Genomic DNA, 26117 nt, shown 5'->3' with positions numbered 1-26117 from the left:
CCGCGACGCGCGACGGCCGCACCGGTCCACCGGTGCGGCCGTCGCCTTCCGTGGTCAGTGCCGGATCGGCACATCCGCGTCGGCGAGCGCGTTGATCAGCCCCGCGCTCTCGCTGAAGCCGATGATCAGCACGGCCTCAGGGCTGTACGACTTGATGTCCTTCGCCATGCCGGAGAAGTCCACCGGCGGGGCCTTGGCGTCCGCCGGCGGGTCGTAGGTCAGCAGCTTCACCCGGTCGCCGCCGACGCCGGCCCGCTCCAGCTCCGCCCGCACCGTCTCCTGGAGGCCCTCACCGTAGGAGTCCTTCCGGGCCACCAGGACGATCTTGTGCGGCCCGTCCCGGAGCATCACGTCGGCCAACGCCCGGCCCTGGAGGCTGTCCGGCGGGGCGGTACGGAAGTAGAGCCCCTTGTCCTCCGCGTTGGTCAGCCCCGAGTCGGTGTTGGACGGGGAGAAGAGGATCCGGCCCGCCGCCACCACGTCCGGCAGCACCGAGCTGGAGATGCCGGAGGCGGCGGCACCGATGATGACCTGGACCTTCTTGCGGATGTGGGAGGCCACGGTGGCCTTCGCGACCTCCGGGCTGGTGCCGTCGTCGCCGTCGATCCAGACCACCGGTTCGCCGAGTACGCCACCCGCGGCGTTGATCTCCTTGACCGCCAGCGCCGCGCCCGCCGCCAGCGGCGGGTTGGCCAGGGCCAGATCACCGGTCTTCGGCAGCAGGCCGCCGAGGATCAGCGGAGAACCGTCGCTGCGGTCGGTCCGGCCGCCCCGCTGCTTCCTCGGCTTCGGCGGGTTCTTGGTGCTCGCCCCGGTCTCGTCCCCGGCGCCGACGAACTCGGTCTTCGCGTCGTTGATCTTCTGGTCGTCGAAGTGCAGCGTCGCGTAGCTGGCGGTGGCCGGCTCGCCCGCGTCGGTGAACCCGGCCCGGTTCAGCGACGGGCCGCGGTACTCGATGTCCTGACCGTCGCGGGCCAGCGCCAGGCAGCTCACCGGCTCGGTGCAGCGCTGCCCGTTGTTGGTCACCCCGACGATCTGCTTGGCGATCTCCGACGGCCGGGTGGTGCCGGCCAGCTGCGCCGCCAGCGCGCTGATCATCACGGCGTCGTACGACTCCGCCGCGTAGAGGAAGTCCGTCAATTTCGGGTCGACGGCGCGTAGTCGTTCCTTGAAGTCCTCGGCCAACGGCGTGAGCGGGGTGGTGCCCTTCATGCCGTCGACCAGGTTGGCGTTGTCCTTCAGCTCGGCTGCGAAGGAGTTCAGCATGTTGCCGTCGGTGCCGTACAGGCGAACCTGCGGCGTGGCTGCCTCTTCAGGCTTGTCGGTCGTCCCGCATGCGCTGGTGACGAGCAGGAACGCCGCACTGGCCGCCACGATGGCTGCGCGCGGGCCGCGTGTTACGAGCATTGTCTTCCTTCCTCCGGGGAGGTCCGCTGGGCACGATAGCGTGCCCGTCCGGATCACGGGAGCGTGGAGCCGGCCCGCGTCGGCGGCCCGACACCTGCCCGTACGCTGCGTTACCGGCGCGTCGTGCCGGGTCACCGCTTGACCGGTCGTCCTACTGTTCCGCAGGTGACCGACGTACCCGACCAGACGTTCGACGACGCGACCGCCGTCCTCCGTTCCGCGTTGGCCGGCGACGGTGACGCGGTGGTGGGAACCTTCGACGCTGTGGTGGACCGGGCCGGACTCGCCGGGGCGTACGGGGTCGCCTGGTGTCTCGCCGCCACCATGGTGGGCGACCCGCCCCCGCCGGGCGCCTGCGCGCTCGACTTCCCCGGTATCGAGGAGGCCGGCTACGACGCCCGCTGGGTGGCCCGCTTCGTCAGCGCGTACGCCAACCACGACGCCGACACCGGCGAGGCGCTCTTCGGGGCGGCCGTCGCCGACGGCCAGCTGCCCGACTGCCTGCTGACCCTGGCCGGCTCGACCGTGGCCACCCTGCGCGACCGGGCCGGGTGACGGCGCGGCGCCCGGCCGGAAAGGGCCGGGGCGCCGCGCCGGCGCCGGTCAGAACGCGTGGTACGCGATCAGCGGATCGTACTGGTAGCGCAGGTTGGAGAAGCGGACCCGGAAGTTGACCCCGTCGCGCACGTTGGTGGCCACCGCCGTCCAGCTCGACCCCGGCTTCAGGTAGGTCAGGTAGTTGCAGCTCTCGGTCTTGTCGACGAAGACCACGCAGGCTTCGGTGCCGAACGCGCTGGCGTTGCGGACGTTGATGTCACGGCAGCGGCTGGTGGTCCGGTAGGTGCCGGCCTCGCCGCCCCACGAGCCGGTCTGGAAGTACGAGCGGACCGCGCCGCCGTAGCAGGTGGCCAGGGGTGCGGCCAGGTTGGTCGTCGGGCTGGCCGTCGCGTCGGCCTCGGGGGCGGCCTGCGCGGGTGCGCCGAGGGCGAGCAGCGACAGCGCCGCCGTGCCTGCCGTCAGGCGGGCGACCGGTGATGCCATGTGGTGCCTCCAGGGATGGGGGTGGACCCTGTGTTGCGGACAGGGAGCTGAGCGTGGCGATGGTACCGGTCAATGTCCGGGCCGGCGGTGGCGAACCCGTGAAACTTCTGTGATAGCTCTGGTAGCCATGTCCGAGGCGATGCTCAGCAAGGTCCGCAAGCTGCTGGCCAAGGCGGAGGACCCGGCCTGCACGGCCGCCGAGTCCGCAGCCTTCACCGCCAAGGCCACCGAGCTGATCGCCCGTTACGGCGTCGACCGGGCGCTGCTGGCCGCCCGCGACCCGGCCGGTGATCCGGTCGGCGACCGGGTGGTCGACGTGCCCGCCCCGTACGCCCGGGACAAGGCCGCGCTGCTCGCCGCGGTCGCCGACCCACTGCGCTGCCGGTGCGTACGCCGGCGGGAGGGCAGCGGCTTCGCCCTGCACCTCTTCGGCTTCGCCAGCGACCTGGAACGCGTCGACCTGCTCTTCACCTCGCTGCTGGTCCAGGCCGCGCACGGGCTGGCCGCGGCGGTCGTACCGGCCGGTGAGCAGCCCGCCGCCTTCCGCCGCTCCTGGCTGGCCGGCTTCGCCGGGGTGGTCGGGGAGCGGCTGCGGGCGGCGGAGGCGGGCGCGGTGGCCGAGCGCGGCGAGCCCTCGGTCGCGCTGGTCCTCGCGGACCGCTCCGACCGGGTGGCCCGCCGGGTGACCGAGGTCTACCCGCGGCTGCGGAGCGCGCCGCGCCGTCGACTGGCCGGCAGCGGTTTCGGCCCGGGGGCCGCGGCGGGACGCCGGGCGGAGCTGGGCGGCGCCGGGGCGGTCGACGGCTCCGACGCGCCGCCGGGGATCGGGCGGTGAGCGGTCAGCTCCGCCGGGAGACCACCGCGAGGTACCTGCTGAGCAGCTCGTGCCAGCCGGCGGTGAGCGCCTTCCGGTAGCCCTCGGCGGCCTCGCCGTGCCGGTCGAAGTGCCGGTGCTCCACCTCGACCCGGGTCTGCCCCGAGTCGTCGGGCAGGAACAGCACCTCGACCTCGCTGGCCCGCGCCGGGTCCGGCACCGGCACCCGGTCCGGGCCGAGCTGCCAGGTGAAGACGAGCCGGCGGGGCGGATCCCAGGTGAGCACCCGCCCCCAGTCGCCGCGGAAGCCGTACGGGCCGATCTCGTAGAGCATCCCGCCGGCCCGGGGTTCCATCCCCAACTCGGCCAGGGCCGCCGGGCCGGACCAGGTGTATTCCCGGACCCACCAGTCGGTCAGCGCCCCGGTGAAGACGGCGAACGCCTGCTCGGCGGTGGCGGGGACGAGAAGACTGCTGCGGAGCCAGTACCGTTCGACGTTCTGACGGACGTGGTCCGGATCCGCCATCTCCTGTCCCATAGGCCCGGACCATACCGGCTGATGCCTCGCTGTGCAGCTTCGCGTCTCTGCCTCCTTCCGGACAGTGACATCGGGTTCCGCGGCGAGCCGGAGCGTGCCTCCGGGGCCACGGATGGCGCTCCCCAAAGCGGGTAACCGCGGCTGACGTGGCCCGGCGCCGGGCCGCCCGACGGGGAGCGGAAGCATGAGCCAGAGCGGGGCACGGCCACCCGAGCCGGAGCGGACCGGGGACCGGCGGGACGTCGAGCCGGACGTCCTGCTCGACATCCCGAACGTGTCGGTCGACGCGATCCGGTTGGCGGTGAACGAGCTCGACGCCGACGTGTCGCTGCGCGTCCGGCTGGCCAACCTCCTCCAGCTGGACGCCGGGGTGCGGGTGCACCTGGCGGGCGTGGAGCTGGACATCGAGGGCGTCCAGGCCGAGGCCCTGCTGAAGGTCCGGCTGGAGCGGCTGGTGGAGATCCTGGACCGCGCGCTGACCACCCTCGACCGCAACCCGGAGATCATCCAGGCGTTGGCCCGTAGCGCCGACGTGGCGCTGACCGACGTCAACCGTTTCGCCGACCGGGTCACCGACGCGACCGCGCCGCTCATCGACGAGGCCGGCCGGCAGGTCCGCCAGCCGGTGGCCTCGATCGGTGCCGTGGCCGACCGGGTCGGCACGGTGGTCCCCGACGACCTGCGAGCCGAGGGGGCGACGGGCGTTCGCCGACCCCCCGCGTCACCCGGCCACCCGCAGGGCGTCAACACCCCCCGGCCGGCCCGACCCGAGGCTCCCGGGGCCGTCCGGCCGGAACGGCCCGTCGGGCCCCGGCCGGAGTCGCCGGCCGGCCCGGCGCCGGTGGGTTCGCCGCCGGAGCCCCCACTGGGCCCGATCGCGCCGTCCACGCCCGCTCCCCCCGGGGGTACGGGCGCCACGGGCGGCGCCGCCGGCCAGGGCGGCGCCACCGGTGCAGGCCCGACCGGTGCTGCCGGGACCGGCGGTGCGGGTGCGGATCGCGGCGGCGCCGAGGGCGCCCGGCCCGGTGCTGCCGAAACTGGCGGTGCGGGTGCGGAGCGGGGCGAGGGCGCCCGGGGCGGTGCCCGGGGCGGGGCCGAGGGTGCCCGGCCTGGTGGGGAAACCGGGCAGGAGGGCGGCCGACGTCCGTCCGGCGCTGCGGAGGGCGGTGTCGGAACCGGCCGGGAGGGCGGCGAACGCCCGCAGGGGGTCGGGGAACGCGCGCAGGAGGCCGCGGCTCAGGCGTCCCAGCTCGCCGGACAGGCGGGGGAGACCCTGCGGCAGGCCGGCCGGAGCGTCTGGGAGGCGATCCAGGGCGGGATGGCCCAGCGGCGCCAACGCCCCGACCGCTGACCTCGGCCAGCGAGCTCGAGGTCGGCCCCGGTCGGCGTGGGTGGCGGTGTGCCGCAGCCAGGGCGTTCAGTGCTGGCGGCGGCGCCACCGGGCCGGGCCGGTGACGAGGGGAAGCGCGGCCAGCGGCGCGACCGTGACGGCCAGCGCCAGGGAGCTGGTCAGGTCGCGGGGCAACCAGAGCAGATTGTCGCCGATGCCCATGGCGTGCGCGGTCAGCGAGAACCCGACGAACAGGGCGACTGCCGCACCGACGACGACCAGCCGGGGTACGCGGGCGACCGGAGCACGCCCCACCGGCGCGGCGACCGCTCGGACGGGTGCCGGCTCGACGGACGCCGGCCCGGTGGGGGCGGGCAGTACGGGCGTCGACTGGACGGGCACCGGTCGGGCCGTGCCGGCGCGGGTGGCCGCGACACCGGTGAGTCGGTGTTGCAGGCTGGTGAGGCCTCGGACGGCCCACGCCACGACCGGGACGACGAGCGTCAGCACCAGACCGGCGTGGACGGCCCAGGCGCCGGCGAGGGTGGGCCCGCCCCAGGAGTCCTGGTACCCGCCGTCGGTCGGACCGGGCAGGCCCAGGAGACTGCGGAACGGATAGGCCAGCACGTTGATCAGGACCAGGAACGCGAGGGTGGCGGTCAGCACCGTCGAGGCGAGGGCGACCGGCAGGGCCAGCAGGGCGCGGGCCAGCGCCCGGAGACGTCCCGCGCCGGCCGCCCGGGCCGCCTGCAGCAGGGCAAGCGGTACCGCGCGGAGCGAGAAGCCGAAGGATCGGCGGCTCTGCGCGCCGTACGCCGTCCGCCACGAGGTGGCGAGCCGACCGATCGGGTGGCGGAGTGCTCTTTCCACTGTCATGTGGCCAGTCTCGATCCGTTCCGCCCAGCCCACCATCGGGACCTTCCCCGACCGAGGTCCCTAGGCGGGCGTCCAGAACGGGTCGCGGCCGATGTGCCCGATGAGCCGGGTTTGGGCGTCGGCGTCGCCGGGGGTGGTTACGCGAGGGCCGTACTGGCCTGACGAGCGGAGCACGTCTTCGAGTGGCTCCATCTCAGCCAGCAGCACTTGACAGAAGCCGGTGTCGAGCCGGTCGTTCTGCCCGGTGGCGCGGGCCAGGTCCCACGTGTGCATGAACACGTCGGAGGTGTAGAACCTGTCGATCGCCTGGTCGAGCGGCACCTCGCCGATGTGCCGGTCGACCAGCATCCGTTGCGGGGTTCCCGGATCGTCCAGCAGCGCCTGCACGCCATCGCAGTGAGCCTGCCAGGCGGCGACCGGGTCGTCGTCCACGCTCGGCCCGCGGGGCAGGTCGACGCTGGCGCCGGCGGCGAGGAACGGTGGGAGCCATTCGGTCAGGTGGCGCACCACGTCGCGGGCTGTCCAACCAGGCACCGGCGAGGGGGCGTCCCAATGTCTGGCGGCGCGGACGCGGTCGGTAAATGTGGCCGCGATGTGGCGGTGCCGCTCTGTCGGGTCGAGGTCAGACAGGGCCATTGGCCAGCATTCTTTCGAGCTTGGCGTACCCGTCTTCCACGCCGATCTCCATGCCGCTCTTCAGCCAGGCGTCGCGGCCCTCGAAGCTGTCCACAAGAGACTGCGTGCGGAGCCTGGTCCAGCCGTTGCCGAGATCCTCGAACCAGAGCGTCTCCAGGGCAACCCCGTCAGGGTCGCCCTCGAACGTGAACCTCTGCACGATGCGATCCGGCCGGATCTCGTGGAAGCAGCCATGGAAGCCGAATTCGAGACCATCCCTGATGGACAAGAACCGGAAGCTGCCGCCGGTACGCGCGTCCCAATGGTCAATGCGCGTCTGCATGCTGTTCGGGCCGACCCACTGGGCGAAGAGCTCCGGGTCTGTGTGCGCCCGCAGCAGCCGCTCAGGTGTGGCCCGGAAGTCGCGTGTGATGCGGATGATGGGAATCGTGGGATCCGCCTCCACCTTTGTCATGACTGGTGCTCCTCGTCGTCGTCGGTCTCGACCATCGCGGCCAGCACCCGGTCGAGGCGTTGGTAGCGCTCTTCGGCTTGGCGGCGGTACCGCTCGGTCCATTCGTCCATCAGGTCCAGCGCGCCGACTTCCAGGTGCACCGGACGCGGCTGCGGGCCTGGTAATCGGCTCACCACGCCCGCCTCCTCCAGCACCCGTAGGTGCTTGTACACCGCCTGCAGGCTCATCTGGTATGGCTCGGCGAGCTGGTTCACCGTGGCGTCGGCTACCGAGAGCCTGGCCACGATGTCGCGGCGCGTCGGGTCGGCGAGGGCCGCGAAGACCTTGGACAAGGCGTCGAGCGGCATCGACATCCTCGTTTCAACTGATCGGTTTAAAGAAACGGTAGCGGGCCGGGTGCAACCCGGTCAAGTGACAGCGGCCCAACCTTCACGGGCTGCCACCGTGGCGCCAGGAGGGACCTGAGCTTCGACGGCGCCGCCCCGGTCCTGGACGCCCTCCGCGTGGTGCGCGTGGTGGCGATGGTGGCAGCGACAGCGGCCCGCTCTTGCCTGCCCCACCGCATTGCCGTCGCCCAAGGCGATGGTTCGGTTCGTTCTGCGGTGCATCAGCTGTCGAAGGCGGGATTCCGGTCAAGCTCCTGGTGACGACCGACCGCGGCTCAGATATGCCGACGAAGGGCATCAAGGATCCACTGGTCAGGTGGAGTGCCCCTCAGCCCGTCCTCCGTGGCGTAGACGCGGCACATCAGGCCGTAGGCGTCACGTTCAGAGGTAGTGGGGTCGACATCTACCCCGTTGACCCGGATGGTGGGCGAGCCGAGGAACCCCTCACGCTCGGCGTCTTCGTCCGATTCGATCCGCCGCGACGTGATCGGCTCGTCAGTGTCGGCCTCGGCCAGCAAGGACCGCAGGTGCCCCTCCAGTCCCTCATGGTTCGGGCAACCGTCGAAGAACAGGATCTCGATCATGTCCTACCCGCAGTCTCGTCCGAGGCGGCCTGGCGGTGTCACCTTGCCTACCGATCCTACGTCGATCACCACCAGGCCCCGCGACGCCGTTCAGCGGCGGTCCGTCGCGTGCAATCCACGTGCAACAAGGGGCGGCCATCAGTGGGATTCCGGGGCCAACGAGGGTTAGACCGGACAGGCGGGCAGCGGAGGTGAAAAGCAGAGCGGCGACCTGCGTTCCGCTGATCGGCGCTCATGTAGCCAGCAGTCCCGGCGAGTCCGCGTTGGCGTCGGCGTCATGTTGGTTGCCGCAAGTCTGCTGATCCTGGAAGCCACGTCGCTAATCCCCATGCCCTTCCTGATCTCGGGCATCCTGTCGGCGGCAGCACTGCTGGTTGCTCTAGCTGCGCTGGGTTGGTTCGTCGTATCGCGGGAGTAACCCATCAGCTAGCCGCGCATGGTGATGTGCCGGGGCAGCCGTGCGACATTTCCGTGCGCCGCCAGCTCCGTGCGCCGCCACGCGCGGCGAGGGTTTGCCCCGTGTGCCGCAGGTCGTGGAAGGTCAGGTCATCCAGGCACACCTTCTTCCGTGCCCGGACGAACGCCTGATACAGGCTGTCCCCCCGCAACGGTGATCCGTCACGGCTGACGAAGAGCCGGTCTTTGCCCGCGTACTCATCAAGGCGGCCCGTAAGCGGGCCGCGCCGGCCCGGCCCCGGCCTGCTGGCGCCCTCCGGCCGGCAGCGCGTCGTGATCGAGGTTCTAATCATCGCCTATCCTGGCTTCGCACATTGCCGGAGGCGTTCGCCCACTTTGGAGCCGTCATGCCTTTGCACATTGAGCAGGCTCTTGGCCTCATCGGATTCGGCCTGCTCCTTGGGTTCGTCGGCCTCATCTGGGTAGCGAACCTCTTCGGTGTCGCAGACGAGCACGCCCGTCAGATCGCGCGGAGTTCATCGACTCGCTGGATGGCTCGCTGGGTGGAGGGCCGCGAGGTACCCCCGGAGGAGATGAAGCGCCATGGCGGGTTCGCCCTCGGTCGGTACATCTGGGGGATCGGGCTGATGCTCGTCGGCTTACTCTTCATTGGCAATGGTGTTGTTGACCTGATCTCACCACCAGCCGAGTAACAGCACGCGACCAATCGGGTGGCACAGCGCTCGACCCCCTCACCCGGCGCCATCTCGGGGCTCCGCCCCGAACCCCGGCCTTCCCTCGGAGATCAGCGGCGGACGCCCGCTAGGCGGGCTCCCTCGCTCAGGCACCGCGAGGGCGTAGGGACAAGCCTGCCTGACCGAGGAGATCCCGCGAGACGCGCTGTATAGCCATCCGTACAGCCAAGACCACCGGCAGATGCCAGCATTTGCTCGACAACAGCTGACGGGCTGACCAGGGGCGCAGCAACCTCACCAGCCATCCGTGGTCTTCTCATAATCCTCCGGCCGCGATGGGCCGTCCGCGGCCGGTAGCCGCCACACTTAGGGGTCACGGGCGGGCATGAGAAGCATTCGAGCCAGCTGTCGCGAGCAGGCGTTTCGGGCATTGCGACCGGTTGAGCACACTCCTTCACGAGCTGCCGGACGTAGTCAGCACGTCGTGCTGCTCGCCTGGACGAGCGAACCAGGCGCCCTCAGGGTTGGCGAGGGTGGTTTCGATCCGGAGTTTTGCGGTCGGTTCCATCTCTGGTAGCGCCCGCACAGGAAACCATCGGACGGCCAGCGCCTCGTCGTCGTTGACCCGCGCTTGGCCACCAGCCGGACGGCAGCGGAACCAGACGTTCATGTACTGGCAGACATCCCCGTTGGGGTAGGTGCGAGGGTAGAGCGCGACGCCCGCGATGCTCTGGACAACGACCCGCACGCCGGTTTCTTCCTCGACCTCGCGGATGAGGGCGTCTGCGGGTTGCTCGCCCGGCTCGACCGCTCCTGCTGGTAGGGACCAGCATCCGTTGTCGGCGCGTCGCACGAGAAGGATTTGATCTTCGTCGCAGACCACGCCACTAACCGAGGGCAGCATCAACAGGTGTTGCCCGAGCTTCGTACGCAGATCCCGGAGATAGGGAGAGATCGCCATCGAGGGAGCCTACCGAGCGGAGGCCAGTCGAGGAGGGGGCAGCGTGGGCCGCCATACGTAGCAGAGCCCGTGCGATCTACGTGCGATAAGCGGCGGCCACTAGTGGGAATCCGGGGTCAGCGAGGGACAGACCGGACAGACAGGCTGCGGGCACGCAAAGCTGAGCGCCGACCTGCGTTTCCGCTGATCGGCGCTCATGTAGCCCGGCGAAAGGCTATGTGGCCAGGGGCGGGGTCGAACCGCCGACCTTCCGATTTTCAGTCGGACGCTCGTACCAACTGAGCTACCTGGCCGTGGTGCTCCGGGTCATGCTACCCGAGGGTCACATGCTCCGATACGCAGAACGCCGCGCAATGGTTCACGCGGCGTCGGCGCTGGCGGTCCTGACGGGACTTGAACCCGCGACCTCCGCCTTGACAGGGCGGCGAGCACTCCAACTGCTCCACAGGACCTAGCATTTGTTGCATCCGACCGGAGTCGGACCGTGCCCCCAACGGGATTCGAACCCGTGCTACCGCCTTGAAAGGGCGGCGTCCTGGGCCGCTAGACGATGAGGGCGGCCCCGCCATCATTGCACACTCGCAACTTCAAGCGGACTTGCTCCCATCCGGCCCCGCCGGAGGCATGAGAAGCATATGCCATGCCCCGCCGGTCGGCCAAACCGGTATGGCCGGCGGCACACCGTACCGCATAACCGCAGGTCAGCAGGGCTGTCAGCGGAGCGGGACGATGCCGAACCGGCGTTTGAGGTCGGAGATCAGGTGCGGGCAGGCGGCCAGGGTGCCACCCCGGTTGCCCCCGCCGTCGTGCATCAGGATCACCGCGCCGGGGCGCGCGGCCCCCTCCACCCGGTGGATGATCGTCGGCGTGGTCGGCTTCGCCCAGTCCTGCGGGTCGACGCTCCAGTGCAGCGGCCGCATCCCGAGCTGCCGGGCCACCGCGATCTCCTCCGCGGTCCACCGGCCGCCCGGCTGACGGAAGAACGGCACCTTCGCCCCGGGGACGGCGCGGCGGATGGCCTCGTTGGTCCGGACCATGTCGGCCCGGATCTCGGCCACCGGTCGCCGGCCGAGGTCCATGTCGTGCCGCCAGCTGTGGTTGCAGAGCTGGTGACCCTCGCGGACGATCCTGGCGACCAGCTGCGGGTGCCTGCGCACCTGTACTCCCACCACGCAGAACGTCGCGGTGACGTGCGCGGCGTGCAGCTGGTCGAGGACCTTCGGCGTCCAGGCCGCGCTGGGGCCGTCGTCGAAGGTGAGCGCTACCCCGCGTACCCCCGTGGTGCGGTTGAGTCCGGCGGGCAGCTTGGCGGGCAGCGCCCGTAGCGGGGGCTTCGCCGGGGGCTTGGGGGTGGGCCGGGGCGTCGGGGCCCGGGTCGGCTCGGGCGGCAGCGGCGCGCTGGGGGTGGCCGCCGCCGTCGCGCCGTCCGCCTGCGGTGTCGTCCCGGTCCGTTCCCCGCAGCCGGCGAGCAGGAGAACCAGGCCGAGGGTGACCGCCAGGACAGGACGTGGACGCATCGTCACTCCGAGGGGATCGGCTACGCGGACGCCCCGACGGTAGTGGACGCGCGCCTAAAGCGGCAGCCCTGGTCAGTCCCCTGTCGACTGGCCCAACGAGTCCCGTACGGCCAGCGCGAGCGAGACCGCCTCCGCCAGATCCACCGGCCGCACCACCCCGGCCGGCAGCGTCTCGGCCCGCCAGCCCGGCCCGGCGGCCAACACCAGCAGGGGCCGGCGGGGCACCGCGAGAAGGGCGCTGAGCTGCCCCGGGTCGGCGGTGGCCCGGGTGTGCGACCAGACCGCCACCGCGGCCGGGCCGGTCCGGTTCACCGCCTCGATCAGGGCGGCCACCGGCACCCGGGCGCCGAGTGTGCGGTAGGCCACTCCCGCCTCGGCGAGCGCGGCGGCCAGCGCCTCCAGGGGCAGGGTGTGCTGCTCCTCGTCGGCGCAGGAGAGCAGGATCCGGGCCGGCCCGGTGGGGCGTCCGCTGCTCGCCACGGCGGAGAACGCCTCGGAGACGCATCGGGACATCAGGTGCTCCACCTCGATCAGCCCGGCGGTGGCGGCGTGCCGCTCGCCGATGCCGAACAGCACCGGGCGGAGCAGGCTCTCCCAGGTGGCGATCACGCCGTCGGTGGCCAGGGCGTGCGAGATCGCCCCGCTGATCGCGGTGGAGTCCAGCCGCATGGCCGCCCGGGCCAGGCCGCGGGCGGCCGGTCCGGCGCGGCCGACCGGGATGGTCTGCCCGCCGCCGTCGCGGCCGACCCCGGCCCGCAACCGCTGTTCGAGGGCGGGGCTGACCGCCGGGCTCTGCTTGGCCCAGCGGGCGGCCTCGGCCGGGCTGACGCCCTCTGCGGTGAGTTTGCGCATGACCTCCAGGCGAGCCAGGTCGGCCGGCGTGTAGCGCCGGTGGTGACCCGGTACGTGCTGGCTGGGGCCGAGGCCGTAGCGCTGGTGCCAGGTGCGCAGCGTGGTGACCGCCACGCCCAGTCGGCGTGCGACGGCCCCCGCGCTCAGCGGCTCATCGGCCACCCGACCGCTCCGACGCGTCGTCCGCCGGAACACCGGGCGGGATGATGTCGCCGGCGGGACCGCCGGTGGACCTGTTCGGGCGCAGCAGTCGGCTGACCACTCCGCCCAGCCAGGGTGCGTACGTGCGCGGGTCGGCGTCGATCTCCGACATCAGCCGGCCCGGGTCGGCCCAGCGCAGCTCGGACACCTCGTCGGGATCCGGCCGGGTCTGGACGTCAGCCGCCACGTCGGCGCGCAGCACGTGGTCGTACTCGAACTCGACCCGGCCGGTGGCCGGGTCCTCCGCGTAGTAGAGGTAGACGCCCACCTCGGCGAGCTCCACCGGGCCGGCGCCCAGCTCCTCGGCCAGCCGACGGTTGGCGGCCTCGACCAGGGACTCGCCGGGCCGGGGGTGGCCGCAGCAGGAGTTGGCCCAGCGCTGCGGGAAGCGGGTCTTCGCCGCCGCCCGCCGCTGGAGCAGCACCTGGCCGGCCGGGTCGACGAGCAGCACCGAGAAGGCCCGGTGCAGCCGCCCCGGCGCCTGGTGCGCCGCGGCCACGGTGGCCTCGCCGAGCACGTGCCCGGTGTCGTCGACCAGCTCGACAAGGTGTCCTTCCCGGGAGGTCACCTGATCACCGACCCGCGCCGGTGATGCGGTTGGCGGCGAGCTTGCCCGAGATCAGCACCATCGGCACGCCCACGCCGGGCTGGGTACCGGAGCCGGTGAAGACCACGTTGGACAGCGTCCGGTGCAGGTTCGACGGGCGGAACGGCCCGGTCTGGAAGAGGCTGTGCGCGGCGGCGAACGGCGTACCGGCGGCCATGCCCTGCTCCTCCCATTCGGCGGGCGTGATCGTGCGCAACACCTCGACGCCGTCGCCGAAGCCGACGTACCCGCGCTCCTCCAGCGTGTGGATCAGCTGGTCGGCGTAGCGGCGGCTGAGGTCACCGCGCCAGTCGAACGGGGCGCGTTGCAGGTTGGGCACCGGCGCGAGCACGTAGTAGGTGTGCCGGCCGGCCGGGGCGACCGAGGGGTCGGTCCGGCTCGGGTTGGTGACCAGCAGCGACGGGTCGGTCATCAGCTCGCCGCGCCGGATCACCTCGTCGAAGGTGCCCTTCCACTTGCGCCCGAAGTGGATGTTGTGGTGGGCGATCTTCTCATACCCCTGCTTCGATCCGATGTGCAGGACGACGCAGGACGGCGAGTAGGTCAGCTTGCGCTGCCGCCCCTCGGGCAGCAGGTCCCGGTAGGCGACCGGCAGGTCCGGGTTGAGCACCACCACGTCGGCCGGGATCAGCTCGCCGTCCGCGGTCACCACGCCGGTGGCCCGCCCGTTGGCGGTCTCCACCCGGGTCACCGTGGTGCCGTACCGGAACTGCACGCCGTGCTTCTCGGCGGCGCCGGCCATGCCGCGGGAGACCGCGTGGATGCCGCCGCGCGGGAAGTACACCCCGGCCACCGAGTCGAGGTACGCGATGACGCTGTAGATGGCCAGCGCGTCGTGCGGGGCGAGGCCGGCGTACATGGCCTGGAAGGAGAAGATGCGCTGGGTACGCGGGTCGGAGAAGAACTGGTTGATCTTCGTCTGGAGACGCCGGAACGCGCCGTTGGCCAGCAGCTTCACCAGGTTGGCGGTGAGCAGGTCGGTGGGGGCGTCCAGGTTGCGGTCGATGAAGTCGACCCGCTCCCAGTTCCACAGGTTGCGCGCGTAGTCGACGAACCGCAGGTAGCCGTCGGCCTCCCGGGGCCCGCAGACCCGGGAGATCTCGGCCGCCATCCGGGTGGTGTCGGTGATGACGTCCAGCGTCGAGCCGTCCGGGTAGTAGGCCCGGTAGGCGGGGTCGACCGGGGTCAGGTCCAGCCAGTCGGTCAGCTCCTCGCCGACCGCGCCGAGCGCCTCGGCGATCAGGTCGGGCATGGTGAGCACGGTCGGCCCGGTGTCGAACTCGTAGCCGTCGACGCTGAGCCGGCCGGCCCGGCCGCCCGGCACCGGCTCGCGTTCCACCACGGTCACCTGCCGGCCGCTGCCGGCCAGGTGCAGCGCGCACGCCAGCCCGCCCAGGCCCGCGCCCACGACCACCACCCGGTCCGTACGTCCGTTCACGGTGCGCACGTGACCACCTCCTTCGCAAAGTCGCTCATCATGCTCGCCGGTTCGTGGCGGCGGTGGCGAGACCGGTCAGCGCGGTGCGCGCCGTCTCGTCGATCGACGCGGTGTCGAGCGCGGTCAGCGCCTCGGTCACCCGGTCGGAGATCATCCGCTCGACCCGGGCCACCGCGCCGGTGTCGGCGACCAGTTCGGCCAGCCGGGCCACCTCCCGGGGGCCGGTGGCCGTGCCGGCGCGCTCCAGTGCGCGCCGCTGGCCCGGGGTGGCGAGCTGCCGGGCCAGCATCAGCAGCGCGGTGGGCTTGCCGGTGCGCAGGTCGTCGCCGGCCGGCTTGCCGGTCGTCGCCGGGTCGCCGTAGACGCCGAGCAGGTCGTCGCAGAGCTGGAAGGCCTCGCCGACGGCCAGGCCGTAGCGGGTGTACGCGGCGATCAGCGGTGCGTCGGCGGCGACGCCGGCCAGGCAGGCGCCGAAGAGCAGCGGCCGCTGGACGGTGTAACTGGCGGTCTTGTAGCGGGCCACCCGCAGCGCCCGGTCCACCGACCAGTTGGCCGCGTCGTTCTCGCCGAGCACGTCGAGGTACTGCCCGGCGACGGTCTCGATGCGCATCTGGTCGTAGCAGCGCCGCACGTCGAAGAGCCGGGCCGGGGGCAGGGTGGCGTGGCTGAGCAGCCGGTCGGCCCAGACCAGGCAGAGGTCGCCGATCAGCACGGCCACCGCCTCGCCGAACCGGCCGGGGTCGCCGGTGTGCCCGGCGGCGACGTGCCGGGCGGCGGCGGCGCGGTGCGCGGTGGGCAGGCCGCGCCGGGTGTCGGAGCCGTCCATCACGTCGTCGTGCACCAGCGCGAAGGTGTGCAGGAGTTCCAGGGCGGCGAACGCCGGGAGCACCGTGGGCAGCGGCGCGGCCCCGCCCACCACCCCGCGCCAGCCCCAGTACGCGAAGGTGGGGCGGACCCGCTTGCCGCCCGCCAGCACGTTGTCGCGCGCCGTTGCGGCGAATCCGCCCATCGCTGCGTCGATCTCGGTGAGCGAGGCGACCTCGGCGGCCAGAAGCGCCGCGAGAGTGTCGTCCACTCCCTTGATCAGGTCTTTGGTGAACGCGGCCAGTACGCCGCGGACCGGATCGTCCGTCGCTCCCGGCTGAGCCGGCGCGACGCGGAGCGCATTACCCGCAACTGCGTCGTTGGCCATGTGGGCGAGCGTACCCTAGGGTTACGAGTTGCGTCGATTGCTGCGTCGAATTTCGAGGAGGGCCGGTGGACACCGATCTCACCGCTGCCTATGCCCGCTGCCAGGAGCTGCACAAACGCCACGGGCGTACCTACTATCTCGCCACCCGCCTGCTGCCCGCATGGAAACGGCGGCACGTGCACGCCCTGTACGGATTCACCCGCTACGCCGACGAGATCGTCGACCGCACCGAGGACCTGCCGCCGGCCGAGCGCGCGGCCCGGCTCGACGAGTGGTCCTCCCGCTTCGTCGCCGGCCTGCACGGCGAGCCGGTCGACGACCCGCTGCTCCCGGCGGTGCTGCACACCATCGCCGTCTTCGACCTCGACCGCGACGACTTTGCGTCGTTTCTGCGCAGCATGGCGATGGACCTCACGGTCATGTCGTACCCGACCTACGACGACCTGCTCGACTACATGGAGGGCTCGGCGGCGGTCATCGGCACGATGATGCTGCCCATCCTCGGCAGCTCCGACCCGGCGGCGGCCCGCGAGCCGGCCCGCCAGCTCGGCTTCGCCTTCCAGCTCACCAACTTCATCCGGGACGTCGCCGAGGACCTCGACCGGGGCCGCACCTACCTGCCCGACGAGGACCTGGCCAAGTTCAACGTCACCCGCGACGACCTGCTCGCGGCGAAGGCGCAGGGCCGCACCACCGCGAAGATCCGGGACCTGATCGAGTACGAGGTGACCCGCGCCCAGGCGCACTACGCCGCCGCCGCGCCGGGCATCACCCTGCTCGCCCCCGCCTCGCAGGCCTGCATGCGCACCGCGTACGCGCTCTACGGCGGCATCCTCGACGAGGTGGCGACGCAGGACTACGACGTCTTCGTCCGGCGCGCCCTGGTTCCGCAGCGACGTCGGATGGCGGTCGCCAGCCGGGCCCTGCTCACCCGCACCGGGACCCCGGTCGTCGTACCGGGACCGGCCTTGCCGTGAGCGGGCGCATCGTGGTCGTGCTCTTCACCCGCGACCTGCGGGTGCACGACCACCCGGCGCTCGCCACCGCCTGCGCCGCCTTCGACCGGGTCGTGCCGCTCTACGTGCTCGACCCGGCGCTGGCCGACCGCTCGCCGAACCGCACCCGGTTTCTGCACCAGAGCCTCGCCGAGCTGCGCGAGGCGCTGCGCGAGCGCGGCGGCGACCTGGTGGTCCGCCGGGGCGACCCGGTGGCCGAGACGATCAGGCTGGCCCGGGAGGTGGGCGCCGAGGGGATCGGCCTCTCCGCCGACGTCAGCCGGTACGCCCGCCGCCGCGAGCGTCGGCTGCTCCAGGAGTGCGAGCGGCACCGGCTTCACCTGCGGCTCTTCCCCGGCGTCACCATCGTCGAGCCGGGGGCGCTGCGGCCGACCGGCGGCGACCACTACCGGGTGTTCAGCCCGTACTTCCGCAGCTGGCAGGGGGCGGCCTGGCGGGAGGAACTGGCCGCGCCGGACCGGATCAGCCTGCCCGACGGCGTCCGGGTCGGGCCGCTGCCGGCGCCGCCGGAGGGGGAGTCGCCGGACGCGGCGGCCGGCGGCGAGAGCGTCGCGCGGCGGCGGCTCACGGCATGGCTGCCGACCCTGGACCGGTACGACGACATCCACGACGACATGGCCGGCGACGAGACGTCCCGGCTCAGCCCGTACCTGCGGTTCGGCTGCCTCTCCCCGCTGGCGGTGGCGTACCGGGCCGGCGGCCGGGACGGGCCGTTCGTCCGGCAGCTCTGCTGGCGCGACTTCTACTACCAGGTCACCGCCGCCTTCCCGGAGATCTCGGGGAAGGCGTACCGGCGCGGGGCGACCGAGGACTGGCGGTACGACGCGGACGCGATGGCCGCCTGGACCGAGGGGCGGACCGGCATGCCGATCGTGGACGCCGGCATGCGGCAGCTGCGGGCCGAGGGGTGGATGCACAACCGGGCCCGGCTGATCACCGCCGGCTACCTGACCAAGGTGCTCGGGCTGGACTGGCGGCCCGGCGTGGCGGTCTTCTCCCGCTGGCTGCTCGACGGGGACGTGGCCAACAACTCCGGCAACTGGCAGTGGGTGGCCGGCACCGGCAACGACAGCCGCCCGTACCGGAGCCTCAACCCGGTCCGGCAGGCCGAACGGTACGACCCCGACGGCGGCTACGTCCGGCGGTGGGTGCCCGAGCTGGCGGCGGTGGCCGGCAAGGCGGTGCACCAGCCGTGGCGGCTGCCGGCCGAGGTGCGCCGGAAGCTGGACTACCCGCAGCCGCTGGCGGTCCCGGGCGCCGACCCGGTCTGGATGCGCTGACCGTCAGGGTCACGCAGCGTGGCTCTCCCGCTGGCGCCGGGACACCCGTTCGCACGCTTTGCTCTGCTGCCCTCCAGGCAACGGTAACTTGCCGTCACCGTGGATCGATCGCCTCAGCAGGCCTCCGCGCATCGCGCCCCTGGTCATTTCGGTGTTGCATCCAGGGCAGCAGAGCAAAGGGCCGGAGGAGGTGGTCCGGTCCGACGGCGGCCGTGACCCACGGTCACCAGTTTGGCCCGTCACAGAAAGTGTCGCCACCGCAGTCTCCGGCAGAAAGTCGTTGGCCCCGATCGGCAACGGGGTCCAGCCTGGACCGATGCGAACCGAGATCCGTCCACTCGGCCCCGCCGAGATCCCCACCCTGGTGGAGTTCTCGCTCCGCGCCTGGGCACCGGTCTTCGCCTCGTTCGGGGAGGTGCTCGGCGAACCCGTTTACCGGGCGATCTATCCGGACTGGCGGGAGAGCCAGGCGCGGGCCGTGGCCGAGGTCTGCCGGGACACCGGCAACGACGTCCACGTCGCCGTCGTGGACGGGCGGCCCGTGGGGTTCGTCGCGATCCGGATCAACGCCGGCCGGACCGAGGGCGAGATCTACATGCTCGCCGTCGACCCGTCCGTCCAGCGGCGGGGGATCGGGTCCGCGCTGACCGGGTACGCCCTGGACCGCCTCCGGGCCGCCGGGGTCGTGCTGGCCGTGGTGGGCACCGGCGGGGACGACGGGCACGCCCCGGCCCGGCGGACGTACGAGAAGGCGGGCTTCGTCGGATTGCCGCTGGTCCGCTACTACGCCCGACTCGACGGGTGACCGGTCACAGGCAGGAGTGCAGCGCCTCGACCAGCTCGTCGACCCGGTCGTGGTCGGCGAGCCGGGCGGTCGCGTACGCGAAGGTGTAGCCCCGCCCCGGGTCGGCCCAGGCGCTGCTCCCGCCGATCCCGCCCATGCCCCAGCTGCCGTCCGGCTCCCACTGCATGCCCAACGTCCAGCACACCCGCCGGCCCAGGACGAGGTCCGGGCCGTCGTACTGGACCCGGGTGGCCTCGGCGACCAGCTCGGGACCGAACAGGCGCACCCCGTCCAGGGTGCCGCCGGCCAGCAGACCCGCGTAGAGCCGGGCCAGGCCGGACGCGGTGGCGTGCAGGTTGACCGCCGGAATCTCCGCGCCCCGCCAGAGCGCGCTGTTGACCACCACCAGGTCCCGACCGCCGGGCGGGTTGTCCACCGCCCGGGCCCGCAGCGACCCCGGCTCACCGCGCATCCGGTCGGGCCACGCCGGATCGCCGTACGACAGGTCGGCGCAGCGCCGCTGGTCCGCCGCGCCGAGACCGAAGCCCAGATCGAGCCGCCACGGCCCGGCGATCTCCTCGGCCAGGAAGCGCCCCACGGATCGGCCGTCCACCCGCCGGACCAGCTCACCCACCAGGTGCCCGTACGTCCAGGCGTGCTCGCCCGCGACGGCTCCGGGTTCCCACTCCGGCTCGGCGGCGGCCAGGTCGGCGCAGAGCAGCGCCCAGTCGGCGATCGCCTCCGCCGGCCGGGGCACCGGGAACGCCGGCAGCCCGGCGGTGTGGCTGAGCACCTGCCGGACGGTCGCCGGCGCGCGGAAGCCCGGCCAGTAGGTCGACACCGGCGCGTCGGGGTCGACCCGCCCCCGCTCGACCAGCATGAGCAGGCAGAGCGCCGCCACCGGCTTGCCGACCGAGTAGACGTCCACCAGGGTGTCCGGCGCGAACTGTCGACCGGCGGAGCCGCCGCCGACCAGCTCGACGACCGGGCGGCCGTCGTACCAGACGGTCAGGCCGGCGCCGGTCTCCCGGCCGCCGGCGAGCAGGTCGTGGAAGCAGTCCCGGACCGGGGCGAAGCGTGCGTGCATCCGGCCACGGTAGGCGGTGGGAATGATTACGGGCGCGGGAATTCCCACCCGGACCGATGGCCGGCCCCAGGTTGGTGCGCAATGCTGGCGGCATGGCGGAGCCGGAACTGGTGGACGTGGTCGTGGTCGGGCTGGGCGTGGGCGGCGAGGAGGTGGCCGGGCGACTCGCCGAGGCCGGCCTCAGCGTGGTCGGCGTGGAGCGGGACCTGGTCGGCGGCGAGTGCCCCTACTGGGGCTGCATCCCGAGCAAGATGATGATCAGGGCGGCGAACTCTCTGGCCGAAGCGCGGCGGGTCAACGAGCTGGCCGGCTCGGCGCAGGTCCAGCCGGACTGGGCCCCGGTGGCGAAGCGGATCCGGGAAGAGGCCACCGACAACTGGAACGACCAGGCCGCGGTGGACCGGTTCACCGGCCGGGGCGGTCGGTTCCTGCGGGGCAGCGGCCGGCTCGACGGCCCCGGCCGGGTACGCGTCGGCGAGCAGGTGTTCCAGGCCCGGCACGGCATCGTGCTCGGCACCGGCACCCGCCCGTCCGTGCCGCCGATCGACGGGCTGGCCGACACGCCGTACTGGACGAACCACCAGGCGATCGAGGTCGAGGAGCTGCCCGGGACGCTGCTGATCCTCGGCGGCGGGGCGATCGGGCTGGAGCTGGCCCAGGTCTTCGCCCGGTTCGGCGTCCGGGTCACCGTGGTCGAGGCGTTCGAGCGAGTGCTCGCCGTCGAGGAGCCGGAGGCCTCCGAGGTGGCCACCGCCGCGCTGCGCGCCGACGGGGTGGAGATCCGTACCGGGGTCAAGGCCGAACGGGTCAGCCACGACGGGACCACGTTCACCGTGCACTCCGGCGACCAGAGCTTCACCGCCGAGCGGCTGCTGGTGGTCACCGGGCGCCGGGCGCACCTCGAGGAGCTGGGCCTGGACACCGTCTCGATCGACGCCTCCCAGCGCTACCTGCCGATGGACGAGCGGATGCACGTCGCCGACGGCATCTGGGCGGTCGGTGACCTGACCGGCGAGGGGGCCTTCACCCACATCGCCATGTACCAGGCGGGAATCGTGATCGCCGACCTGCTCGACCACGCCCGGCATGCCGAGGGTGGCGCGGACGCCAGCGGCACCGCGAGCGTGGTGGGCGGCGCGATGGGAGCGGTCAGCGGGGTCGGCGGGGCGACGGCCACGGCCGGTACGAGCGGCGGAGCCGGCACCGTGCCCGGCGCCGACTACCGGGCGCTGCCAAGGGTCACCTTCACCGACCCGGAGGTGGGCGCGGTCGGGCTCACCGAGAAGCAGGCCCGCGAGCGTGGCATCAACGTGCAGGTCGGCGTCTCGCAGCTGTCGTCGTCAACCCGGGGCTGGATCCACAAGGTCGGCAACGAGGGCTTCATCAAGCTGGTCGCCGACGCCGACCAGGGCGTGCTGATCGGTGCCACCTCGGTCGGCCCGGCCGGTGGCGAGGTGCTGTCGGCGCTGGTGGTGGCGGTGCACGCGGCGGTGCCGCTGAGTCAGCTCCGGCACATGATCTACGCGTACCCGACGTTCCACCGGGCCATCGAGGACGCCCTGCGCAACCTCAGCTGACGGTGCCGTGGCGGCCGGCGCCCGCGGCGAACCGGGCCGCGCCGGCCGCCGCGTCCGTCGCCAGGGACTCCATCCCGTACGCCAGCTCGGTGGCGAGCGCCTCCGGCTCGGAAAGGCCGCCGGTGGCGAGCACCGAGGCGCGGTCGTTGCGCAGGCAGGTCTGCGGGTGGCGGGCGATCTCGGCGGCGAGCCGCTCGGCCGCCGCCCGGGCCTCACCCGGCGCGACCAGCCGGTTGACCAGACCCATCGCGTACGCCTCGGCGGCGGGCACCGCCCGGCCGGTGAGGATCAGGTCCATCGCCCGGCTCTCGCCGATCAGCCTCGGCAGCCGCACCGTCCCGCCGTCGATCAGCGGGACGCCCCACCGCCGGCAGAGCACCCCGAGCGTCGCGTCGGACTCGGCGACCCGCAGGTCGCACCAGAGGGCCAGTTCGAGGCCGCCGGCCACGGCGTACCCGGAGATCGCGGCGATGACCGGCTTGGACAGCGACATGCGGGTGGGTCCCATCGGGCCGTCGCCGTCGGCCTCGACCCGGTTGCCGCTGGGGGTGCCGATGGCCTTGAGGTCGGCGCCCGAGCAGAAGGTGCCGCCGGCTCCCCAGAGCACGGCGACGGCGGCGTCCGGGTCGGCCTCGAAGGCGCGGAACGCGTCGGCGAGGGCCCGGGCGGTGGGCCCGTCGACGGCGTTGCGGGACGCCGCCCGGTCGAGGATCACCGTGGTCACCGGTCCGTCGTGCGTGACGTGTACGGCCATCGGGACAGCATGCCGCCGGCGGCGCCGGCACGCCAGGGCCAACGCGACCTCGGCGCGGGTACGCGGTCGGCGCTCGGCGGCTAGCATCGGCGGCGGCAATGATCATGCGACCGCCCGACCTTCCGGGGCGGGCCCAGCGCAGCGGGAGCCTGCCGTGGACCTCTACACCGCCATCCACCGACGCCGGGACGTCCGGGCCGAGTTCACCTCGGAACCGGTGCCGGACGACACCCTGCACCGGATCCTCGACGCGGCGCACGCCGCACCCAGCGTCGGCTACACGCAGCCGTGGGACTTCATCCTGGTGCGCGACGCCGCGCTTCGCCGCCGGTTCCACGAGCACGTGCAGGCCGAGCGGGACATCTTCGCGGCGACCCTCTCCGGCGAGGCCGCCGATCGGTTCGCCCGGATCAAGATCGACGGGGTGCTGGAGTCGACCCTGTCGATCGTGGTGACCTACTCGCCGTCCCGGGGCGGACCGGCCGTACTGGGCCGGCACGCGATCGCCGACGCCGGCCTCTACTCGGTCTGCCTGGCCATCCAGAACCTCTGGCTCGCCGCCACCGCCGAGGGGCTCGGTGTCGGCTGGGTGTCGTTCTACCGGGAGGCCTTCCTCGCCGACCTGCTGGGCATTCCGTCGGGCGTCCGGCCGGTGGCCTGGCTCTGCGTCGGGCCGGTGACCCACCTGGAGCAGGTGCCGGACCTGGCCCGGCACGGCTGGCGACAGAAGCGCCCGCTCGCGGAGGCCCTGCACGCCGATCGGTGGACGGGCGGTCACTGAGTCCGCGGCCCGCGGGTCTTCGCGGTCTTGTCAGGGTGCCCGCCGTCGGGCCGGCCTGACCGCCCCGCTGACCCCGGCCAGGCCCAGCCAGGACGCCAACGCCGTCAGCTCCGCGCCCACCGCCGCGGTCAGCTCCGGGGTGAACGGGACGTCCTCGTGGACGGCGTCCACCCGCAGCGTCGAGGCCTTCCGGTCGGCGGTCGCGTCCACCTTGCCGACCAGCCGGTCGTGGTGCAGCACCGGCAGCGCGAAGTAGCCCCAGCGGCGCTGGCCCCTCGGCACGTACATCTCCAGCTTGTACTCGAAGTCGAACAGCTCCAGCGCCCGCTTCCGGTCGTGGATCAGCCGGTCGAACGGCGACAACAGAGCGGTACGCCCGGCGAACGGCTGACCCAGCATCGCCGGGTCGACCCGCCAGACACCCGGCGTGCCCGCCACCTCCGCCGGCTCACCGGCGTCACCGACGACGATGGACCGGGCGATGCCCAGGGACCGGAGCAGCCGCCCGTTTCGCCTCGCCCGGGCCTCGGCCAACGGCACCGTCGGCGTGCCCGCCGGATAGACCCGCTCGGCCAGGTCCCACCGGCGCTGCCGCCCGACCCGGCCCGAGATGGCGATCTCGCCGCGGGCGGCGAGGAGCTCCAGCATCTGGGTGACGTTGCGGTTGTTCGTCCAGCCGGTCGACGGCCACGGCACCACGCTGGTGTCCGGCACCTCGCGGGAGAGCAGCGGCCCCGCGCCCCGCAGCCGGTCCAGCACATCCCGCCGGAACGAGGCGTTCGCCTCCAGCCAGGCCCGTTTCCGCCCCTCCTCCGGCGACGCGGCCATCTCGGCCAGGTAGAGCCCCAGATCCGTCATCGGCCGCACCATCGCGCGGTGCTCGAAGGCCGCCCTGTCCCGCTCCACGGCCAGCAGCAGATCCTCAGGGCGGTAGCGGGCGCCGAGCCGGGACCACGCCACCAGGTCGGCGCTCGGCGCCACCGCCGCCGTCGGATCCAGTTGCAGGAAGGTCAACCTCTCCAGCACCGTGCCGAGATCTCCTGGCCGGTGCGCGTCGAGCAGTTGGGCGCGGACCGCGATCTGCCGGGCCTGATCTCGGTCCAAGCGGTGACGAGACATGGACCGAGGCTAACCACCACCTCCGACAGGACACGGCCCGCGGAAAGTCGGCGGCGCGTACAACCCGCCGCGGTGCCGGCCCCGTCAGCGGGGTGGAATCGTTCACGATCGGGGTGGGTGGATGCGGGCGGACCTGGAACAGGAGTACGTCGAGTACGTAACGGCGCGGCTGCCGGCGCTGCGCCGGATCGCCTGCCAGCTCGTCGGGGACGCCCACCGCGGCGACGACCTCGTGCAGGCGGCGGTCACCCGGATCTACGTCAACTGGCGCCGGGCCCGCGAGGCCGACAACCTCGACGCGTACGTCCGGACCGTGCTGATCCGGGTCTTCCTCGACGAAAAACGCCGGCTCTGGTCCCGGGTACGGCTGGTCGACACGCCACCCGAGCGGGTACCCCTGCCCCCCGGCGACACCGTCGAGGACCGGGAAGTGCTCCGCGCCGCGCTCGCCCAGGTGCCGCCCCGGCAGCGGGCCGTGCTGGTGCTGCGCTTCCTGCACGACCGACCCGTCGACGAGGTCGCCCAGACCCTCGGCTGCACCGCAGGCACCGTCAAGAGCCAGACCTCCCAGGGCCTGGCCCACCTGCGTCGTCTGCTCGGCACCGCCGCGTACGCGATCATCGGAGAGGGGAAGTGATGGAGGAGAAGCTGCTCACGCCGCTGCGAGACGCGGCGCTCCCGCCGTCGGCCGTGGACCTGCACCGGGCCGTACGCGACGGGCGCCGGACCGTGCGGCGGCGCCGGGTCGGGCTGGCGGCCGCCGCCGGCCTCGCCGTGGCCGCCGTCCTCGTCGCCGCGCCCGCGGTCCTCGAGCGGCAGGCCGCGCCGACGCCCGCCACGCCCGCGGTCAGGCCGACCCCGACGGTGGCCAGCACCGCCCCGATGCCCTCGCGTGCCCCGGCCGCCTTCGCCCCCTCCCGCCAGTACGCCGACTTCGGCTGGCTCCCGGATGGCCTGACCGACCGCACCGTCACGACGCGGGCCGACCAACTCGCGCTCACCGCGGCGACGCCGGTGTCGCCGGCCGCCAAGAACCCGGGCCTGACGGTCGACCTGCGGATGGTGCCGGCGGGCCGGGGCATCGTCCTCGGCATCGAGTGGGACTTCGCCGCACCCGACAGTGCCACGGGCAAGGCCGGCGCGGAGGCCGCCGAGCCGGTCAACGGCCGCAGTGCGCGATGGAACACCGTCGCCGCGCCCGATCCCGGGTCCACGGCGTTGCGCTGGGAGTACGCCCCGGGTGCCTGGGCCGAGGTGATCGTGCAGCGGGCGCCGGAGGGCGCCGACCCGCGCCTGCTGGCCCGTCGGATCGCCGCGGACGTGCGCTACGGCGTGGACCGACCGGTCCGGCTGCCGGCACGCCTGAGCGCGCTCCCGGCCGGCCTGAAGCCGATCTCGTATCAGGTGAGCAGGTTCTCCCGGGGCGGCTGGAGCGTGGAGCTGGCGTACAGCGCCGGCGGCCGGACGACGTTCGGGGACTGGCCCCTGGTCGTGCTGATGATGCCGCGCGCCTCCGAATCGGGCGACGGCGCCGTCCTCGGCGATCCGGACTCCACGCTGGACGGTCATCCGGCCCGTCGCCGTACGGGCATGGACGGCGGCGCCTCCCTCCAGGTGTACAACGTCCACGGCCTCTACGTGGAGATCGACGTGCATGACCGGGCCACCCTGCGGGCGTTCGGCGGCAGCCTGGACGGGCTCTTCCGGGACACCACCTTCCACCCGAAGGTCGCCGACTGGCGGTGACGTCACCCGAGCGGGGGATTGGTGCCCACCGCCCGGTTTGCGACCGCC

General features: G+C 72.9%; 28 protein-coding genes and 3 tRNA genes. 11 read left to right on the top strand and 20 right to left on the bottom strand.

What is annotated here, in order from left to right; all coding sequences use genetic code 11:
* Nucleotides 1-54: 54 nt before the first annotated feature.
* The gene (locus AC5RWQ_RS03635) at nucleotides 55-1407 is read right to left on the bottom strand and encodes an ABC transporter substrate-binding protein (RefSeq protein WP_494281318.1); all 1353 of its coding nucleotides are present in this window, start codon (nucleotides 1405-1407) and stop codon (nucleotides 55-57) included.
* 165 nt (nucleotides 1408-1572) lie between these two features.
* Between AC5RWQ_RS03635 and AC5RWQ_RS03630 the strand changes: the two genes are divergently transcribed.
* Nucleotides 1573-1962 (top strand): hypothetical protein, encoded by a 390-nt coding sequence (locus AC5RWQ_RS03630; protein WP_494281317.1) that lies wholly within the window; start codon nucleotides 1573-1575, stop codon nucleotides 1960-1962.
* A 48-nt stretch (nucleotides 1963-2010) separates the two neighbouring features.
* Here the strand turns inward: AC5RWQ_RS03630 and AC5RWQ_RS03625 are convergent, their stop codons facing one another.
* Complete coding sequence (locus AC5RWQ_RS03625) at nucleotides 2011-2448, bottom strand: hypothetical protein (protein ID WP_334486542.1); 438 nt, start codon at nucleotides 2446-2448, stop codon at nucleotides 2011-2013.
* A gap of 127 nt (nucleotides 2449-2575) precedes the next feature.
* Here AC5RWQ_RS03625 and AC5RWQ_RS03620 point away from each other — a divergent pair, with 127 nt between their 5' ends.
* Nucleotides 2576-3283: a DUF2786 domain-containing protein gene (locus AC5RWQ_RS03620; RefSeq protein WP_494281316.1), complete on the top strand. Its 708-nt coding sequence runs from the start codon at nucleotides 2576-2578 to the stop codon at nucleotides 3281-3283.
* Nucleotides 3284-3287: 4 nt separating this feature from the next.
* Here the strand turns inward: AC5RWQ_RS03620 and AC5RWQ_RS03615 are convergent, their stop codons facing one another.
* Nucleotides 3288-3800 carry an SRPBCC family protein gene (locus AC5RWQ_RS03615; protein ID WP_334486538.1) on the bottom strand — a complete coding sequence of 171 codons (513 nt, stop codon included), beginning with the start codon at nucleotides 3798-3800 and terminating at the stop codon, nucleotides 3288-3290.
* A gap of 184 nt (nucleotides 3801-3984) precedes the next feature.
* On the opposite strand from AC5RWQ_RS03615, the gene AC5RWQ_RS03610 reads away from it, so the two are divergent.
* A complete protein-coding gene (locus AC5RWQ_RS03610; RefSeq protein WP_494281315.1) occupies nucleotides 3985-5151 on the top strand; it encodes a hypothetical protein in 1167 nt (388 codons plus the stop codon).
* Nucleotides 5152-5217: 66 nt separating this feature from the next.
* Here the strand turns inward: AC5RWQ_RS03610 and AC5RWQ_RS03605 are convergent, their stop codons facing one another.
* The 5 genes from AC5RWQ_RS03605 to AC5RWQ_RS03585 form a co-directional block, all read right to left on the bottom strand.
* On the bottom strand, nucleotides 5218-6006 hold the full coding sequence (locus AC5RWQ_RS03605; protein ID WP_494281314.1) for a hypothetical protein: 789 nt from the start codon (nucleotides 6004-6006) through the stop codon (nucleotides 5218-5220).
* Between the two features lie 60 nt (nucleotides 6007-6066).
* Nucleotides 6067-6642, bottom strand: a complete 576-nt coding sequence (locus AC5RWQ_RS03600) for a TIGR03086 family metal-binding protein (protein ID WP_494281313.1) — start codon at nucleotides 6640-6642, stop codon at nucleotides 6067-6069.
* Entirely contained in the window at nucleotides 6629-7096 is a 468-nt protein-coding gene (locus AC5RWQ_RS03595; protein WP_494281312.1) for an SRPBCC family protein, read from the bottom strand. Before AC5RWQ_RS03595 ends, AC5RWQ_RS03600 begins: the two co-directional genes overlap by 14 nt.
* Complete coding sequence (locus AC5RWQ_RS03590; protein WP_494281311.1) at nucleotides 7093-7443, bottom strand: ArsR/SmtB family transcription factor; 351 nt, start codon at nucleotides 7441-7443, stop codon at nucleotides 7093-7095. The genes AC5RWQ_RS03595 and AC5RWQ_RS03590 overlap by 4 nt, the downstream gene beginning before the upstream one ends.
* A gap of 314 nt (nucleotides 7444-7757) precedes the next feature.
* Complete coding sequence (locus AC5RWQ_RS03585; protein WP_494281310.1) at nucleotides 7758-8066, bottom strand: DF family (seleno)protein; 309 nt, start codon at nucleotides 8064-8066, stop codon at nucleotides 7758-7760.
* A gap of 803 nt (nucleotides 8067-8869) precedes the next feature.
* Here AC5RWQ_RS03585 and AC5RWQ_RS03580 point away from each other — a divergent pair.
* Nucleotides 8870-9175: a hypothetical protein gene (locus AC5RWQ_RS03580; protein WP_494281309.1), complete on the top strand. Its 306-nt coding sequence runs from the start codon at nucleotides 8870-8872 to the stop codon at nucleotides 9173-9175.
* 436 nt (nucleotides 9176-9611) lie between these two features.
* Here the strand turns inward: AC5RWQ_RS03580 and AC5RWQ_RS03575 are convergent, their stop codons facing one another.
* The 9 genes from AC5RWQ_RS03575 to AC5RWQ_RS03535 form a co-directional block, all read right to left on the bottom strand.
* Nucleotides 9612-10118: an NUDIX hydrolase gene (locus AC5RWQ_RS03575; RefSeq protein WP_494281308.1), complete on the bottom strand. Its 507-nt coding sequence runs from the start codon at nucleotides 10116-10118 to the stop codon at nucleotides 9612-9614.
* Nucleotides 10119-10337: 219 nt separating this feature from the next.
* Nucleotides 10338-10411, bottom strand: a tRNA-Phe gene (locus AC5RWQ_RS03570).
* An 82-nt stretch (nucleotides 10412-10493) separates the two neighbouring features.
* Nucleotides 10494-10570: transfer RNA gene (locus AC5RWQ_RS03565), tRNA-Asp, on the bottom strand.
* A gap of 33 nt (nucleotides 10571-10603) precedes the next feature.
* A tRNA-Glu gene (locus tag AC5RWQ_RS03560) sits at nucleotides 10604-10676 on the bottom strand.
* A gap of 155 nt (nucleotides 10677-10831) precedes the next feature.
* Entirely contained in the window at nucleotides 10832-11635 is an 804-nt protein-coding gene (locus AC5RWQ_RS03555; protein WP_494281307.1) for a polysaccharide deacetylase family protein, read from the bottom strand.
* 72 nt (nucleotides 11636-11707) lie between these two features.
* Nucleotides 11708-12649, bottom strand: coding sequence for a MerR family transcriptional regulator (locus AC5RWQ_RS03550; protein ID WP_494281306.1), 942 nt, complete (start codon nucleotides 12647-12649; stop codon nucleotides 11708-11710).
* Entirely contained in the window at nucleotides 12639-13256 is a 618-nt protein-coding gene (gene idi, locus AC5RWQ_RS03545) for an isopentenyl-diphosphate Delta-isomerase (protein ID WP_494281305.1), read from the bottom strand. Before idi ends, AC5RWQ_RS03550 begins: the two co-directional genes overlap by 11 nt.
* Before the next feature lie 4 nt (nucleotides 13257-13260).
* Nucleotides 13261-14742, bottom strand: a complete 1482-nt coding sequence (crtI, locus tag AC5RWQ_RS03540; RefSeq protein ID WP_494281304.1) for a phytoene desaturase family protein — start codon at nucleotides 14740-14742, stop codon at nucleotides 13261-13263.
* A gap of 28 nt (nucleotides 14743-14770) precedes the next feature.
* Nucleotides 14771-15925 (bottom strand): polyprenyl synthetase family protein, encoded by a 1155-nt coding sequence (locus tag AC5RWQ_RS03535; protein WP_494281303.1) that lies wholly within the window; start codon nucleotides 15923-15925, stop codon nucleotides 14771-14773.
* A gap of 65 nt (nucleotides 15926-15990) precedes the next feature.
* Here AC5RWQ_RS03535 and AC5RWQ_RS03530 point away from each other — a divergent pair, with 65 nt between their 5' ends.
* The 3 genes from AC5RWQ_RS03530 to AC5RWQ_RS03520 all read left to right on the top strand — a co-directional run bounded on the left by AC5RWQ_RS03530 (nucleotide 15991) and on the right by AC5RWQ_RS03520 (nucleotide 19026).
* Complete coding sequence (locus AC5RWQ_RS03530; RefSeq protein WP_494281302.1) at nucleotides 15991-16902, top strand: phytoene/squalene synthase family protein; 912 nt, start codon at nucleotides 15991-15993, stop codon at nucleotides 16900-16902.
* A complete protein-coding gene (locus AC5RWQ_RS03525) occupies nucleotides 16899-18221 on the top strand; it encodes a cryptochrome/photolyase family protein (protein ID WP_494281301.1) in 1323 nt (440 codons plus the stop codon). The genes AC5RWQ_RS03530 and AC5RWQ_RS03525 overlap by 4 nt, the downstream gene beginning before the upstream one ends.
* Nucleotides 18222-18537: 316 nt before the next feature.
* Nucleotides 18538-19026 (top strand): GNAT family N-acetyltransferase, encoded by a 489-nt coding sequence (locus AC5RWQ_RS03520; RefSeq protein ID WP_494281300.1) that lies wholly within the window; start codon nucleotides 18538-18540, stop codon nucleotides 19024-19026.
* A gap of 4 nt (nucleotides 19027-19030) precedes the next feature.
* Here the strand turns inward: AC5RWQ_RS03520 and AC5RWQ_RS03515 are convergent, their stop codons facing one another.
* On the bottom strand, nucleotides 19031-20092 hold the full coding sequence (locus tag AC5RWQ_RS03515) for a serine hydrolase domain-containing protein (RefSeq protein ID WP_494281299.1): 1062 nt from the start codon (nucleotides 20090-20092) through the stop codon (nucleotides 19031-19033).
* Nucleotides 20093-20184: 92 nt separating this feature from the next.
* On the opposite strand from AC5RWQ_RS03515, the gene AC5RWQ_RS03510 reads away from it, so the two are divergent.
* Nucleotides 20185-21669: a dihydrolipoyl dehydrogenase family protein gene (locus tag AC5RWQ_RS03510; RefSeq protein WP_494281298.1), complete on the top strand. Its 1485-nt coding sequence runs from the start codon at nucleotides 20185-20187 to the stop codon at nucleotides 21667-21669.
* On the opposite strand, the gene AC5RWQ_RS03505 is transcribed toward AC5RWQ_RS03510, so the two are convergent.
* Nucleotides 21662-22423, bottom strand: coding sequence for a crotonase/enoyl-CoA hydratase family protein (locus tag AC5RWQ_RS03505; RefSeq protein ID WP_494281297.1), 762 nt, complete (start codon nucleotides 22421-22423; stop codon nucleotides 21662-21664). The two genes, AC5RWQ_RS03510 and AC5RWQ_RS03505, sit on opposite strands and share 8 nt — an antisense overlap.
* A 154-nt stretch (nucleotides 22424-22577) precedes the next feature.
* On the opposite strand from AC5RWQ_RS03505, the gene bluB reads away from it, so the two are divergent.
* On the top strand, nucleotides 22578-23204 hold the full coding sequence (bluB, locus tag AC5RWQ_RS03500; RefSeq protein ID WP_494281296.1) for a 5,6-dimethylbenzimidazole synthase: 627 nt from the start codon (nucleotides 22578-22580) through the stop codon (nucleotides 23202-23204).
* 30 nt (nucleotides 23205-23234) lie between these two features.
* Here bluB and AC5RWQ_RS03495 read toward each other — a convergent pair whose 3' ends face one another.
* Nucleotides 23235-24323 carry a DNA glycosylase AlkZ-like family protein gene (locus tag AC5RWQ_RS03495; protein WP_494281295.1) on the bottom strand — a complete coding sequence of 363 codons (1089 nt, stop codon included), beginning with the start codon at nucleotides 24321-24323 and terminating at the stop codon, nucleotides 23235-23237.
* Between the two features lie 121 nt (nucleotides 24324-24444).
* Here AC5RWQ_RS03495 and AC5RWQ_RS03490 point away from each other — a divergent pair, with 121 nt between their 5' ends.
* Both AC5RWQ_RS03490 and AC5RWQ_RS03485 read left to right on the top strand, forming a co-directional pair.
* A complete protein-coding gene (locus tag AC5RWQ_RS03490) occupies nucleotides 24445-24960 on the top strand; it encodes a SigE family RNA polymerase sigma factor (RefSeq protein ID WP_494281294.1) in 516 nt (171 codons plus the stop codon).
* The gene (locus AC5RWQ_RS03485) at nucleotides 24960-26069 is read left to right on the top strand and encodes a hypothetical protein (RefSeq protein WP_494281293.1); all 1110 of its coding nucleotides are present in this window, start codon (nucleotides 24960-24962) and stop codon (nucleotides 26067-26069) included. The genes AC5RWQ_RS03490 and AC5RWQ_RS03485 overlap by 1 nt, the downstream gene beginning before the upstream one ends.
* The last annotated feature ends 48 nt before the right edge of the window (nucleotides 26070-26117 follow it).

It is taken from the genome of Micromonospora sp. BS32 (assembly GCF_059089345.1).
The sequence above is the reverse complement of the archived record's forward strand: the minus strand, read 5'-3'. Positions and strand labels throughout refer to the sequence as shown.

Excerpts from the sequence above, each read along its gene's own strand:
- AC5RWQ_RS03635 (WP_494281318.1), bottom strand. The coding sequence starts at position 1,407 with ATGCTCGTAACACGCGGCCCGCGCGCAGCCATCGTGGCGGCCAGTGCG.
- AC5RWQ_RS03625 (WP_334486542.1), bottom strand. The coding sequence starts at position 2,448 with ATGGCATCACCGGTCGCCCGCCTGACGGCAGGCACGGCGGCGCTGTCG.
- AC5RWQ_RS03620 (WP_494281316.1), top strand. The coding sequence starts at position 2,576 with ATGTCCGAGGCGATGCTCAGCAAGGTCCGCAAGCTGCTGGCCAAGGCG.
- AC5RWQ_RS03615 (WP_334486538.1), bottom strand. The coding sequence starts at position 3,800 with ATGGGACAGGAGATGGCGGATCCGGACCACGTCCGTCAGAACGTCGAA.
- AC5RWQ_RS03610 (WP_494281315.1), top strand. The coding sequence starts at position 3,985 with ATGAGCCAGAGCGGGGCACGGCCACCCGAGCCGGAGCGGACCGGGGAC.
- AC5RWQ_RS03605 (WP_494281314.1), bottom strand. The coding sequence starts at position 6,006 with ATGACAGTGGAAAGAGCACTCCGCCACCCGATCGGTCGGCTCGCCACC.
- AC5RWQ_RS03600 (WP_494281313.1), bottom strand. The coding sequence starts at position 6,642 with ATGGCCCTGTCTGACCTCGACCCGACAGAGCGGCACCGCCACATCGCG.
- AC5RWQ_RS03595 (WP_494281312.1), bottom strand. The coding sequence starts at position 7,096 with ATGACAAAGGTGGAGGCGGATCCCACGATTCCCATCATCCGCATCACA.
- AC5RWQ_RS03590 (WP_494281311.1), bottom strand. The coding sequence starts at position 7,443 with ATGCCGCTCGACGCCTTGTCCAAGGTCTTCGCGGCCCTCGCCGACCCG.
- AC5RWQ_RS03585 (WP_494281310.1), bottom strand. The coding sequence starts at position 8,066 with ATGATCGAGATCCTGTTCTTCGACGGTTGCCCGAACCATGAGGGACTG.
- AC5RWQ_RS03580 (WP_494281309.1), top strand. The coding sequence starts at position 8,870 with ATGCCTTTGCACATTGAGCAGGCTCTTGGCCTCATCGGATTCGGCCTG.
- AC5RWQ_RS03575 (WP_494281308.1), bottom strand. The coding sequence starts at position 10,118 with ATGGCGATCTCTCCCTATCTCCGGGATCTGCGTACGAAGCTCGGGCAA.
- AC5RWQ_RS03555 (WP_494281307.1), bottom strand. The coding sequence starts at position 11,635 with ATGCGTCCACGTCCTGTCCTGGCGGTCACCCTCGGCCTGGTTCTCCTG.
- AC5RWQ_RS03535 (WP_494281303.1), bottom strand. The coding sequence starts at position 15,925 with ATGGCCAACGACGCAGTTGCGGGTAATGCGCTCCGCGTCGCGCCGGCT.
- AC5RWQ_RS03520 (WP_494281300.1), top strand. The coding sequence starts at position 18,538 with ATGCGAACCGAGATCCGTCCACTCGGCCCCGCCGAGATCCCCACCCTG.
- AC5RWQ_RS03515 (WP_494281299.1), bottom strand. The coding sequence starts at position 20,092 with ATGCACGCACGCTTCGCCCCGGTCCGGGACTGCTTCCACGACCTGCTC.
- AC5RWQ_RS03510 (WP_494281298.1), top strand. The coding sequence starts at position 20,185 with ATGGCGGAGCCGGAACTGGTGGACGTGGTCGTGGTCGGGCTGGGCGTG.
- AC5RWQ_RS03505 (WP_494281297.1), bottom strand. The coding sequence starts at position 22,423 with ATGGCCGTACACGTCACGCACGACGGACCGGTGACCACGGTGATCCTC.
- AC5RWQ_RS03495 (WP_494281295.1), bottom strand. The coding sequence starts at position 24,323 with ATGTCTCGTCACCGCTTGGACCGAGATCAGGCCCGGCAGATCGCGGTC.
- AC5RWQ_RS03490 (WP_494281294.1), top strand. The coding sequence starts at position 24,445 with ATGCGGGCGGACCTGGAACAGGAGTACGTCGAGTACGTAACGGCGCGG.
- AC5RWQ_RS03485 (WP_494281293.1), top strand. The coding sequence starts at position 24,960 with ATGGAGGAGAAGCTGCTCACGCCGCTGCGAGACGCGGCGCTCCCGCCG.